The following is an 11,612-nucleotide window of genomic DNA, read 5'->3' on the forward strand; positions in this document are numbered from 1 at the left end:
AGAAACGTATTTACTCGCCATCTTTTTTCGTTCCCTCTTCTTTTGGCTTTTCTTTAGTGTTTTTTTCTTCCTTCTTCAGTTCTTGATCCTCTTTTGATTGTTTTTCTTTGGTTGTTTCTTTCTCTTTTTCTTCAATCACGGATTCTGTTTCTGACCCAGGTGATTCGCTGGTTTCCTGTTCCTGACCAACGTTTGATTTTATAACTCGTAAACTGTCTGCATAATTCTGCATATGTATTAATCTTGGGACATCCGCAAACGAAACTTCCAGTTGTACACCTTGAAACTTACCTTCGTTATCTGTTGTTGTCCTTGCTACCTTGATGTCTTTCATAAACACCTCTGTAACAGGTTCTCCATTAAATGTGTGTGAAACGATAAAGTCAACGCGATCAAGGGGCGTTAACTTTTCATCGAAGAAAACCCGCTCCGACCGTATAACTGTAACAAGTCGATTATCTGCTTCTGTAACAGTAGATGCCTGTTTAAGCATGTTTTTCGTAATAATATCTCCTGAGGAAAGCGGTACAACAGAAACTTTATTCATTAAATCCTCAACGTTAGTAATATGTTCGTCTCTAAGGTACTTTTTGGGGATTTCCTCTGTAGTTATGTCATTTGGTGTGATTAAAGCCCGTGAGGAAATTTCGTTACTGGCAATAACAACTTCTATCATTGTTCCTAAATTACTATTTAGGGCCTGCACCTTCTTTAATACTAAAAATCCTGATAAAGCAGCTAATAAGATTGCGATTAAGAAAAATATAATTGCTTTCCTCTTCGACTCAAGCATGCATGAACCTCTCTTTCAATGTAGGATAATCATGAAAATCCTGGTAAAAATAATATATTCTAATCATTACACATTAAAAACGTGTGTCAATTATGTTACAGTTTGGGGTGGTTTCCTCACGGGTAAAATTACCTAGTTTTGGTGATAATCTTTAAAGAAATACCGCCTTAAGACAGGGGGTAATCATGATTAAAGTCACGAATAAGTACCATATATTTACATTTAATGGATATTAAAGGCAAATAACTAGTAATATAAATCGATTTTTTGAAATTATTGCACAAATGTCAGTTATCTTAAATTCAGGATATTTTTGTAGGAAATAATGATTATGCATTTGCCTGAAATTGGAATGTTACTTCTCTTTATTAAGTAAAAGCTATAGATAAGGAGGAATGTTGCATGTCGAAAGAAGACAAGAAAAAATTCAGTGACTTTTCAAATGTCCGAAGTAGGAATAATAATCTTATTCCAGAAGAATTTCCAGAAGGACCGGTTGGATCATCCATTAATGCGGATGAGCCAGTGGAGAGTAAGTCGACACCTTGGGAAGAGGGTCAGCGTCGTGAGAGTGCATTCGTTTATCCCTATAAAGAATTGCACGAAGACCTGCCGCGGCAGACTCCTGGAGCCCACCCTATCCATGACGAACCCGATGATGTGAACCCCGTACAGTAAGAGCGATAGTCCTTAACAGGGCTACCGCTCTTTTTATTGATCTATTTTTTTAAGGATGAAGTAGGCACAGCCAAAATTACAATACTCATACAAATAATCATCAAGTGTACTGATTTTAGTGTCGAAAGCTGCCTTTGGATTTTGGTCATCATAAAAGCCTTTCAGCCGCAATTGATCATATCCCCAATCGCCGACAATAAAATCATATTTTGACAATATATCGGAAAAGCGCTCACTAAGTCTTTTTTCATCAAATCCATCTTTTACATTTTCGATGATTTCATATTTTTTCCCCTGTAGTTCAATCAAGTCCGTCACCCCACTTACACTATAGTTTATCACACCTGTAACAATCTCAACCACCAATTTTATAATAATTCGTTGCATGATTTCGACACAAAATCAGCAAACTAGGGTTATACACAATAATCACCTTTAACAGGAGGAGACCTATGAAAAAGAAAGTGTATCTTTCTGCTGCTATATTGTTAACAGCCATGCTTACTGCGTGTGGGGGTAATGATAATGCAGCTGATGAACATGAACAGATAGTAAATGAACTGGATCCTGAACAGGAAAACCAGAACCCAGGTGAGGAAAACAAACTTGGCTATGTACGTTACACAAAAGAACAGATTGAAAATGACAACGAACGTAACCATACTGTACGGGTTGACCGCACTAAACTTGCGAATATGATCACACGAATAATTTTACGAAGTGAAGGTTTTAATGAAGTCGCTACACTTGTTACAGATGAAGTGGCCCTGATTGCTTATTCAAAAGACGAAGCGCTTGATTCTTCTCGAGCAGCCGATACTGCCAAGAAAACGGCCGTTTCAGTCCTTCCCGGGTACTACGATATTTATGTTTCCGACAATGCAACGCTAATGTCGGATATTCAGAGCCTTCATAATTCAAGTGTACTGGATAACAGTTATGATAAAACCGTCGAAAGAATAATTAATGAAATGAAAAAAACCCCACAGGGCAACAAAAAATAACGGAATGATAGGGCTAATATGATTAGTCCTATTTTCCATAGGAGGTGAGAACAGAGATGAAGAACTTGATAAACATGTTTCTGTTGCTGTTTATTGTAATGCTTTTAGGTTTCGGTGGGCAAGCAAAGGCCGAGGACGCCAAAAGTATATATAAAGAACGTTTAGCCTTGTTCAAGAAAACAGAGGCACTTACACAGCTTCCTTGGTATTATATAGCGGCTATTGATCAATATGAGCGAAACAGTAAAAAGGAGAGTGCCGATGATAAGCTGATTTCCATTGATATACCAAGTGAAATCTGGTATGGTCTCGGAAATAGCTCAATGATTATGGATACAACCATTATTGAGTTTTTCCAAGGTGCCGGAAAAGATGGCAATGGAGATGGAAAAGCTAATCCAGGTAATCCTGAAGACGTTCTCTACACAATGGCCAGTATAATTCTTAAGTACGGGTCGTCTAAAGATGAAGTGAAAATCGCTCTTTGGGATTACTATAAACGGGATTTATCGGTAAAAACCATTATGAACACCGCTCGTGTTTTCCGCAAATTCAATAAAGTTTACCTTACTAAGCGGGACTTCCCTGTTGATACAAGTTACAACTATAGTTACAGGAGTACCTGGGGACACAAACGGGGTTTTGGCGGTCTGCGGATCCATGAAGGAACTGATATCTTTGCTGATTATGGCACACCAGTGAAATCGACTACATATGGAGTAGTCGAGCTAAAGGGATGGAACCTTTATGGAGGCTGGCGAATCGGCATAAGGGATATTTATAATATTTACCATTACTATGGTCATTTAAGCGGGTATAACGATGATATTAAAGTCGGTGATATTGTACAACCTGGAGATATACTTGGTAAGGTAGGATCCACCGGCTATGGACCGCCTGGAACTTCGGGGAAATTCCCGCCTCATTTACATTATGGGATGTACAAGGATAACGGATACAGCGAATGGTCCTTTGATCCGTACCCATATCTACGTAAATGGGAACGCATGGCCAGAAATTAGATGAAACAATAAGCGAGCCTTTGCCATACGGCAAAGGCTCGCTTATTATATTATTTAGCTTTTCTTACTGCATTGAAAATACTGGCTGCTAAACCGCCCCAGATAATAACCATACCAAGGATCATGACAAATATTGCTCCACCACTCATCTAGTAGCCCTCCCCAGTTTTTCTTGTCTCTTCTTCTTCGGCTTCTGTCTTTTTCCACCGGGTTAATGAAAGCAGAATAGCAATTACTACTGCTCCACCAGCAACAAACCATCCACCGAACATGATAAAGGTATCAGAGTAGTTACCATAGTTACCTGTGTCGGTATCAAATAACTTGAGAAGGTTCTGTCTGAACAGACCAAACATTGTGTAACCAAGTACAACAGGTGTAATTACACTTAGACTAATTGTCCACCATGGCCCAAGCCGGATATCAGATATTTCATCTGCGTGGTCTTTAAACGTGTTGAGTTTTCGTAGGAACCAAGCAATTAATATTACTTCCACAAGACCAAGGAATGCTACACCAAACTGGTTGATGAAGTAGTCTGCTGCATCCAAGAATGACAGACCACCCTGTGTAGCAAATAACAGTGAAATGACTGCTGCAGTTCCACCACCAAATAATACAGCTTTACTTCTAGAGACACCAAACTTGTCAGAAAGACCTGCTACATATGTTTCCGTGATTGACATTAACGATGTCAATCCTGCTAGTACAAGTGATGCGAAGAACAGAAATCCAAATAACTCATTAAGCGCCGGGAACTGGTTGATGATTGCCGGGAAGACAACGAAAGCCAATCCGACGCCACCTGTTACAACTTCATCCACTGCCACATTTTGCTGTGCAGCCATAAACCCAAGAACCCCAAACACTCCAATACCACAAAGGAGTTCAAAACTCGAGTTACCAAAACCTACAATGAACGCGTTATTGGTCAAGTCTGTCTTTTTAGGCAGATAACTTGAATACGTTATCATAATTGCAAATGCAATTGAAAGACTGAAGAAAATCTGACCGTATGCAGCAACCCAGACATCAGGTTCCATAATAGCATTGAAATCCGGTGCAAAGAAAGCATTAAGTCCCTCTATAGCCCCAGGTAGTGTAATCGCCCGAATTACAATAATAAGAAAAATAACGATTAGAGCTGGTATAAAGATCCGATTTGCAACTTCAATCCCCTTTTTGACTCCTTTAAACAAAATTCCAAGTACTACAATCCATACGATAATTAATGGAATTAAAACGCCAGGAACAAAGCTCCCTGTCTGACCTGGATCAACAGTCAAATTTAGATAGTCATTAAATAAGAATGATTCCGTATCAGATCCCCAATTCAAATTGAACGAGAAGACAGAATAGGATATTGCCCAGGCAATAATAACAGAGTAGTAGCTTGAGATGACAAACGACACCAGAACTGCCCACCATCCAATCCACTCTGTTTTCTTTCCCCCCATTCGCTTGAACGTTAGCGGAGCAGATCCACGATATTTATGTCCCATTGTAAATTCCATAATAAGAATTGGAATTCCGGCAGTTAACAACGCCACAAGATATGGGATAAAAAATGCTCCTCCCCCGTTTTCAAACGCTACGGATGGGAACCGCCAAATGTTTCCAAGGCCGATTGCCGAACCTACTGCAGCTAAAATAAAACCTGCACGTGTTCCCCACTGTGAACGACTTTCCATTTGAGTACCTCCCCTGTTTTTTCCTTGCTGTCATCAGCCAAGAACCGCCCGATGTGCAGCGAGGAATCTTTAAAATGTTTCTTGTTTTCTGATATTTATGTTTGTATTATAACGATACTTTTGTCCTATGTCAAAGTAATATTATAATTTTCTATATTTATTATTGTTTTTGAATTACCAGAATTCAATATTATGGGTTTGGTTGTAAAATAGCTTATTTATCTTCTTCTATCTCCTCCTTTGGAATGGAAAGCACAGGACCGCCATCCCCACCAAAAAATTGTGGAATATCACCCATGACAACTCTTTTATCGATATATATTTTAGTACTAACTTCCTTAACATCTGTTATGAATGGGACCACAATCTGTACATCTGCTTCGACCATCACGTAAAGTGTGATCAGGGCTCCGTTTATCCCAAGATTTTCCTTTACATGTACGATATCGGTTCGCACACTTCCTACGAGATTAAGGTTAACCGGTATTGTGGGACCCAGATTGGCAAGTACGGTATTTCCTGTTGCCTGCCCAAGTGGTATCTCAATTACGGTGGGATCTTTCTTAGGAAGGTTTTCAGCTCGGTCATCATATTCAACAGGTTCATTCAACGATTCTTCGTATCTTGGCTGCCGCCCCTCATTCATACTTATAAAAAATTCTTCAACACGATCAGTTGCCACTCTGTTTATTTCATTGACCACTTCAGAATTCCAACCAAATGTAGTTATATTGCCTTGATCATCCGTTGTCATTTTTGTAAAGTCCTCAAATGTATAATCTTCTGCAAACTTAACTGCAGAGTTTATTGCACGGCTAGCAAACTCCTCGGTTTTTCTTTCGGCAATCTCCATAAGTGTTGGTTTTATCCCTTCATCAATCAGCCAAATACTTAACGCTGAAATAACAACAAAAAGCACCATCGTGACTGCCACAATATTTTTCAAGGGCGGTGGTGTCCCTGGAATTCTTCTTTTGCTGAATCGCATAGGTTTTCTCAATACAAAAACCCCCCTAAAACAGACTATGCCTGTATCACGAGGGTTAGAATTTTAATTTTTCTTCTGATGTTACGCAGAGATTGAGGTGATCGTGAGATTTAAAGCCCTGCCCAAATCAATTTCATATGGTTTGGTTACTTCTTTATCGTCTTCCCTGTGTATTTTAATTACCGGACGGTCGCATAAAAATTTATTCTGTCTGGAAACAATGCCTGTCCTGTTATCGCTTAGCTGCACTGTTAAACCGTTCGGATATACCGCAACACTCTTCTTAAACGCCTCAATTATATTAATATCAAATAATTTGGCTGATCCTGCGTAAAGAATCTCCAAACCTTCATGTGGAAGCATGGCATCTCTGTATACCCGATTACTTGTAACAGCATCAAACACGTCAGCAATACCGAGAAGTTTGGCATAGGGATGAAGTTCTTCTTCTTTGATACCACGCGGATATCCTGTCCCATCCAAGCGCTCATGATGTTGATAGGCACAATGAGCAACCAGGAGCGGCACTTCCAGCTGCTTCCTTAAAAAGTCATATCCTAGTTTCGTATGATTTTTTACCGTTTCATATTCTTCTTCGGTCAGATTACCGGGCTTTTGCAGGATATCCTGATCGATAAAAACTTTTCCGATATCATGCAGCATGGCTCCAGTTCCAATCTCGGACAATTGTTTTGTTGTCATTCCCATTTCCAACCCAATTGCTAAGGTGTAAATGGTGACATTAAGCGAGTGCTGAAAAATATAATTGTCTGTTACAAAAATGTCTGCAAGTAATGACAGTGTACCGGAATTGTTCCTCATCTCATCAACAATCCGCTGAACTACATTGGTCAGTTTTTCACCTCTTTTATCCAGTATATAAGAATTATCCATTATTCCACTGTTCCGCATATCTGTGAAGGTTCCCTTAATCACTTCCGTTGCTTCAATCCGTAGCGTATCCGATATTGGCGATTCAATATGAATATCATTCGTCAATTCATCTTCAATATAAACGTATGTAATACCTCGTTCAGTTAATCGCCTGATCAGCCGCTCTGTAAGGTTTAGACCCTTTTGAAGCAAAACCTGCCCACGTTCGTTGTAAATGGTTTGGCCAAGCATTACGCCAGGCTTCAGTGATTTCGTACTCACAAGTCTCATAATGTTCTCCTAACTGCCCCAAGTTCAACACTTTTCTATGTATTTCGACAATCTCCAAAGAAATCATACCAGAAAACCGTCGATAAAGCTATAGTGAAAAGCAAAAATGCCTCCCCTGGGGGAGACATCTAGGATATTTTAAGCAGAGCCTCTTTACCAATAATTCCAGGCTCCCACCCATATTCTTTTGAAGCGTCTGTAACCTTTTCCAGTGGAGCATGGAGAAGGTCATCAATCGTTTTAACGCCAACTGCACGACCAGCAATTACTTTTCTGTCTTTCAACACGTCATTTAAGACATCAACATCCAATGCGCCGCACATAATATAACCAACCTCATTCGATATCATAAGGAGATTGGTTTTCGGAAGTTCAACTTTTATTGCAGTAAAAAACACGCCATCAAGTTCCAACGGGTTTATTGTGATCATTCAGTTACATTCCTCCCTTTTGCGTATACGATATGATATGCATTAGGGAGCAGAATGGTAACCTGCCTAATGATTACTAAAATGCGACCTGAGTGTAACCACAAGTAAATCACGCAGAAACTCAGGGAGAAAGTATTTTTTCATTTTAGATTTGGCTACTTCGGGAAGCAGCCTTCCAAATGTAAATATATCCGCGGTTGCAACGGAGTAAGTTTGCTCAGGATCCAGCAACTCGGCACCTATCCAGACTTGCTTTACATATTCATGCCCATTGTCCTGAACCACTGTTTCGACCTTCATGCCTGAAAAAATCATTTCGCCTATAATCTCACCGCGGAAACCAAAACCTTTCAGTTTAAGTTCGGTCAGATCTTTTGTAAGAGAAGCCCTGATTACTTCAAGCAGTTCATCCCCCTTCAGTTCAACTACCACAGGATTAACAGGATGAGGACAAATCCGATGAATATCTTTATATGTGACAACACCTGGGGAGAACTGGTCTAGCAGGAGACCGGCGTTCAATAATGCAACATCAGCTCTTGTCCACTCCTGCAGCGTATCGGTCAGCCGTTGCATTATTTCGGTGTGCCGGAACCATTGAACTTCAATTGGTTCTTTAATAGTAACTACCGGCTCACCAAGCAAAACATCTGCTTTTTCGATCAATTCCTGCAGTAACTTTTCCGTGTGAAGGTCCTTGGCCAAATCACTGGCATCCGTTGTATATGCTTCTTTATGAACCAGTTTTTCCTTTTCATGATCCCAGGTAAGAATAACTTCGCCCACAAATGCACAATGTTTTCCCGCAGCAGTAATGAGTGTATTATTTACCATTTCTCCGGTACGCAACAGATGATGGGTATGGCCACCAATTATCAGATCAATTTCCTCAAACCTTCTAGCTATTTCCTGATCCTCACTAATTCCCAGATGCGACAAAAGGATAATAACATCAGTCGATTCATTTAGGCCATTAATATATTTTTCAAGTGTCTCTATAGGCGGAGCGACATGCCAGCCAAGCAGTTCATAAAATGCATTGAATGGTGCTGTCAGTCCAATGACACCTATTTTTATCCCATTAATAGACTTGATTTCAACCGTGGGTTTCAGCCAATTTGGTTCATCTTCTGTAATATTATGAAGGTTCGCACACGATACTTGGAAATCGGCATCATCATATAAATGAAAAAGGTCTTCATGTGGCAATGTAATGCCTTCATTGTTTCCGATTGTAGCAATGTCATAACCGACGTCATTCATTAATTGCACGTTAGCCTTCCCAAGAAAAGCCTCTGCAATCGGATTTACACGATCCACATGATCACCAATATCAAACAACCAGCAGGACTGATCACTTGCGATCCTTCGTTCCTTCTCTTTTTTCAGATACCCAGCAACCCTTGTCCAATTCTCAAAGTTACTGTGTAAATCATTTGTATAGTAAAAGAATAATTTTTCCTGCATTAGCTGTACTCCTTATATCATACCTTCAATAATCAATCTCAGACCAATCACTACTAGTACCACCCTCAACAACCATTCCAACTTGTTTCCCTTAATCATCTGATTAACCTTTGCCCCTAATGTCCCGCCAATCCACGCGCCAGGGATAAAGAAAATGGCATATTCCCAAATAATATGTCCCAGATAAACATGGGTACCTGCACTGATTACACTAATGAAAAAAATCATAAACATCGAAGTGGCGGTAGCAATGTGAATCGGTATCCCGAATAAAATAATCATCGCCGGCACCATGATTGAGCCACCTCCGATTCCAAATAAACCGGAAATTAACCCGACTACCAATGATATTATAAAAGCTGGAAAAACAGATACGTTGTAATAATGATTCTCGCCTTCCAGCATAAATGTCCGGCCTTTTGATTCATCTTTAACTGTTTTTCCGGGTTTCCGCTTAATCAGAAACAACATGGAAATCGCTATTGTCAGTATTCCAAAATAAAGGGAGAAACTTTCCATTTCCACGTATTGATTTAACCATGACCCAAAAATACCACCGGGAATACTGCCGGTCAAAAATAACATTCCCGTTTTATAGTCAACTCGTCCTTTTTTAAAGTAGGAAACAGTAGATGACATGGCAGTGAACACCATTGTTACCAGGGAAATACCAACAATAACTTGTGGCGTTGCCCATTCAAAGGCATCGGTAAAGTGGTGCATGAATATCAGACTTGGAATCAGTACTATTCCTCCGCCCAGTCCTATCAAGCTCCCAATAAATGCGGCGATTACTGCAATTAGCATGCATATTATGTAGACCAACAATATCCCTTCCATCAAGGTATTATAGTGTTTAATATCTATTCTAGCACTTAGCCTCCTTATCTTCATGGGTTATGCTGTGCAAGTTAATTGAGATATTATTACCAATACAAAAAGAGCCCGCTAAGCGAGCTCTTTTATGTGGTATTGTTTAGCCGATAGAACCTTCCATCTCAAACTTAATCAGTCGGTTCATTTCAACTGCATATTCCATTGGTAGTTCTTTTGTAAATGGTTCAATGAAGCCCATTACGATCATCTCTGTAGCTTCTTCTTCGGATAGGCCTCTGCTCATCAGATAGAACAACTGCTCTTCCGAAACTTTGGATACCTTAGCTTCGTGCTCCAATGAAATATTGTTGTTGTATACTTCATTGTACGGAATCGTATCAGATGTTGATTCGTTATCCATAATGAGTGTGTCACACTCAATGTTAGAGCGGGCACCATCTGCTTTACGTCCAAAGTGTACGATACCACGGTATGATACTTTACCACCCTGTTTAGAAATGGATTTGGAAACGATTGTAGATGAAGTGTTCGGTGCAAGGTGATGCATTTTAGCACCAGCATCCTGCAACTGACCTTTACCTGCAATTGCGATTGACAATGTATTACCACGTGCACCTTCGCCTTTAAGAAGAACAGCAGGGTATTTCATTGTCAGTTTGGACCCAATGTTACCATCAATCCATTCCATTGTTGCATTTGCATCCGCAGTAGCACGTTTTGTAACCAGGTTATAGACATTGTTTGCCCAGTTCTGAATGGTTGTATAACGGCAATATGCATCTTTATGAACGAAGATTTCAACCACAGCACTGTGCAGTGAATTCGTTGTATAAACCGGTGCAGTACAACCTTCAACATAATGAACAGATGATCCTTCGTCAGCAATGATTAGTGTACGTTCAAACTGTCCCATATTCTCGGAGTTAATCCGGAAATATGCTTGCAGTGGTGTGGTTGTTTGAACACCTTTTGGTACATAGATGAATGAACCACCGGACCATACTGCTGAGTTAAGTGCAGCGAACTTATTATCTGACGCTGGAATTACTTTTCCGAAATACTGCTTGAAAAGATCTTCGTTTTCTTTTAGTGCCGTATCGGTATCTTTAAACACGATACCCATCTCTGACAAATCTTCTTTCAGACTGTGGTAAACAACCTCTGATTCATACTGTGCAGATACACCTGCAAGATATTTCTGCTCGGCTTCAGGGATACCTAACTTATCAAACGTTTGCTTGATTTCGTCTGGTACTTCATCCCATGATTTTTCTGTTCTTTCAGAGGGTTTAACGTAGTAAATGATTTCATCGAAGTCAAGTTCTGAAAGGTCTCCGCCCCATTGCGGCATTGGCATTTTATAAAACTGCTCCAATGCTTTCAGACGATACTCAAGCATCCACTCAGGCTCTTCCTTCATACGAGAGATTTCTTCGACGATTTCACGGGTCAATCCTCTTCCAGAGCGAAAAATCGATACGTCTTTATCATGAAAGCCATATTTATATTCTTCCATTTCCGGCATTTGCTTTGCCAT

13 protein-coding genes are annotated in these 11,612 nt (G+C 39.9%); 3 read left to right on the forward strand and 10 right to left on the reverse strand.

Translation table 11 applies throughout. From position 1 onward, the window contains the following. Window positions 1-10 precede the first annotated feature (10 nt). Window positions 11-793, reverse strand: coding sequence for a Flp pilus assembly protein CpaB (gene cpaB / locus ACFO3D_RS10605; protein WP_390295696.1), 783 nt, complete (start codon window positions 791-793; stop codon window positions 11-13). A 402-nt stretch (window positions 794-1,195) separates the two neighbouring features. Between cpaB and ACFO3D_RS10610 the strand changes: the two genes are divergently transcribed. Further along, entirely contained in the window at window positions 1,196-1,471 is a 276-nt protein-coding gene (locus tag ACFO3D_RS10610; protein WP_390295698.1) for a hypothetical protein, read from the forward strand. A gap of 33 nt (window positions 1,472-1,504) precedes the next feature. Here the strand turns inward: ACFO3D_RS10610 and ACFO3D_RS10615 are convergent, their stop codons facing one another. Beyond that, window positions 1,505-1,780, reverse strand: coding sequence for a YutD family protein (locus ACFO3D_RS10615; protein ID WP_390295833.1), 276 nt, complete (start codon window positions 1,778-1,780; stop codon window positions 1,505-1,507). A gap of 143 nt (window positions 1,781-1,923) precedes the next feature. Between ACFO3D_RS10615 and ACFO3D_RS10620 the strand changes: the two genes are divergently transcribed. Further along, window positions 1,924-2,475 (forward strand): YhcN/YlaJ family sporulation lipoprotein, encoded by a 552-nt coding sequence (locus tag ACFO3D_RS10620; protein WP_390295701.1) that lies wholly within the window; start codon window positions 1,924-1,926, stop codon window positions 2,473-2,475. Between the two features lie 56 nt (window positions 2,476-2,531). Continuing rightward, entirely contained in the window at window positions 2,532-3,497 is a 966-nt protein-coding gene (locus ACFO3D_RS10625; RefSeq protein ID WP_390295703.1) for a M23 family metallopeptidase, read from the forward strand. Window positions 3,498-3,547: 50 nt separating this feature from the next. On the opposite strand, the gene ACFO3D_RS10630 is transcribed toward ACFO3D_RS10625, so the two are convergent. The 8 genes from ACFO3D_RS10630 to sufB all read right to left on the reverse strand — a co-directional run bounded on the left by ACFO3D_RS10630 (window position 3,548) and on the right by sufB (window position 11,612). Further along, window positions 3,548-3,646, reverse strand: a complete 99-nt coding sequence (locus tag ACFO3D_RS10630) for a methionine/alanine import family NSS transporter small subunit (protein ID WP_390295705.1) — start codon at window positions 3,644-3,646, stop codon at window positions 3,548-3,550. Next, complete coding sequence (locus tag ACFO3D_RS10635; protein ID WP_390295707.1) at window positions 3,647-5,188, reverse strand: sodium-dependent transporter; 1,542 nt, start codon at window positions 5,186-5,188, stop codon at window positions 3,647-3,649. 214 nt (window positions 5,189-5,402) lie between these two features. Next, the gene (gene yunB / locus ACFO3D_RS10640; RefSeq protein WP_390295709.1) at window positions 5,403-6,188 is read right to left on the reverse strand and encodes a sporulation protein YunB; all 786 of its coding nucleotides are present in this window, start codon (window positions 6,186-6,188) and stop codon (window positions 5,403-5,405) included. A gap of 69 nt (window positions 6,189-6,257) precedes the next feature. Then, window positions 6,258-7,340: an HD-GYP domain-containing protein gene (locus ACFO3D_RS10645; protein WP_390295711.1), complete on the reverse strand. Its 1,083-nt coding sequence runs from the start codon at window positions 7,338-7,340 to the stop codon at window positions 6,258-6,260. A 128-nt stretch (window positions 7,341-7,468) separates the two neighbouring features. After that, a complete protein-coding gene (locus tag ACFO3D_RS10650) occupies window positions 7,469-7,771 on the reverse strand; it encodes a YunC family protein (RefSeq protein WP_390295715.1) in 303 nt (100 codons plus the stop codon). 66 nt (window positions 7,772-7,837) lie between these two features. Next, window positions 7,838-9,238: a bifunctional metallophosphatase/5'-nucleotidase gene (locus ACFO3D_RS10655; RefSeq protein WP_390295717.1), complete on the reverse strand. Its 1,401-nt coding sequence runs from the start codon at window positions 9,236-9,238 to the stop codon at window positions 7,838-7,840. A gap of 12 nt (window positions 9,239-9,250) precedes the next feature. After that, window positions 9,251-10,063, reverse strand: a complete 813-nt coding sequence (locus ACFO3D_RS10660) for a sulfite exporter TauE/SafE family protein (protein WP_390295719.1) — start codon at window positions 10,061-10,063, stop codon at window positions 9,251-9,253. Between the two features lie 151 nt (window positions 10,064-10,214). Next, window positions 10,215-11,612 carry a Fe-S cluster assembly protein SufB gene (gene sufB, locus ACFO3D_RS10665; RefSeq protein ID WP_390295721.1) on the reverse strand — a complete coding sequence of 466 codons (1,398 nt, stop codon included), beginning with the start codon at window positions 11,610-11,612 and terminating at the stop codon, window positions 10,215-10,217.

The sequence above is a fragment of the Virgibacillus kekensis genome (assembly GCF_042654125.1).
GTDB classification, from domain to species: Bacteria; Bacillota; Bacilli; order Bacillales; family Amphibacillaceae; genus Lentibacillus; species Lentibacillus kekensis.

Bases quoted from the DNA above. Each gene is read 5' to 3' on its own strand.
- ACFO3D_RS10635 (WP_390295707.1), bottom strand. From the start codon at position 5,188: ATGGAAAGTCGTTCACAGTGGGGAACACGTGCAGGTTTTATTTTAGCT.
- sufB (WP_390295721.1), bottom strand. From the start codon at position 11,612: ATGGCAAAGCAAATGCCGGAAATGGAAGAATATAAATATGGCTTTCAT.
- ACFO3D_RS10620 (WP_390295701.1), top strand. From the start codon at position 1,924: ATGAAAAAGAAAGTGTATCTTTCTGCTGCTATATTGTTAACAGCCATG.
- ACFO3D_RS10610 (WP_390295698.1), top strand. From the start codon at position 1,196: ATGTCGAAAGAAGACAAGAAAAAATTCAGTGACTTTTCAAATGTCCGA.
- ACFO3D_RS10645 (WP_390295711.1), bottom strand. From the start codon at position 7,340: ATGAGACTTGTGAGTACGAAATCACTGAAGCCTGGCGTAATGCTTGGC.
- ACFO3D_RS10650 (WP_390295715.1), bottom strand. From the start codon at position 7,771: ATGATCACAATAAACCCGTTGGAACTTGATGGCGTGTTTTTTACTGCA.
- ACFO3D_RS10625 (WP_390295703.1), top strand. From the start codon at position 2,532: ATGAAGAACTTGATAAACATGTTTCTGTTGCTGTTTATTGTAATGCTT.
- ACFO3D_RS10630 (WP_390295705.1), bottom strand. From the start codon at position 3,646: ATGAGTGGTGGAGCAATATTTGTCATGATCCTTGGTATGGTTATTATC.
- cpaB (WP_390295696.1), bottom strand. From the start codon at position 793: ATGCTTGAGTCGAAGAGGAAAGCAATTATATTTTTCTTAATCGCAATC.
- ACFO3D_RS10655 (WP_390295717.1), bottom strand. From the start codon at position 9,238: ATGCAGGAAAAATTATTCTTTTACTATACAAATGATTTACACAGTAAC.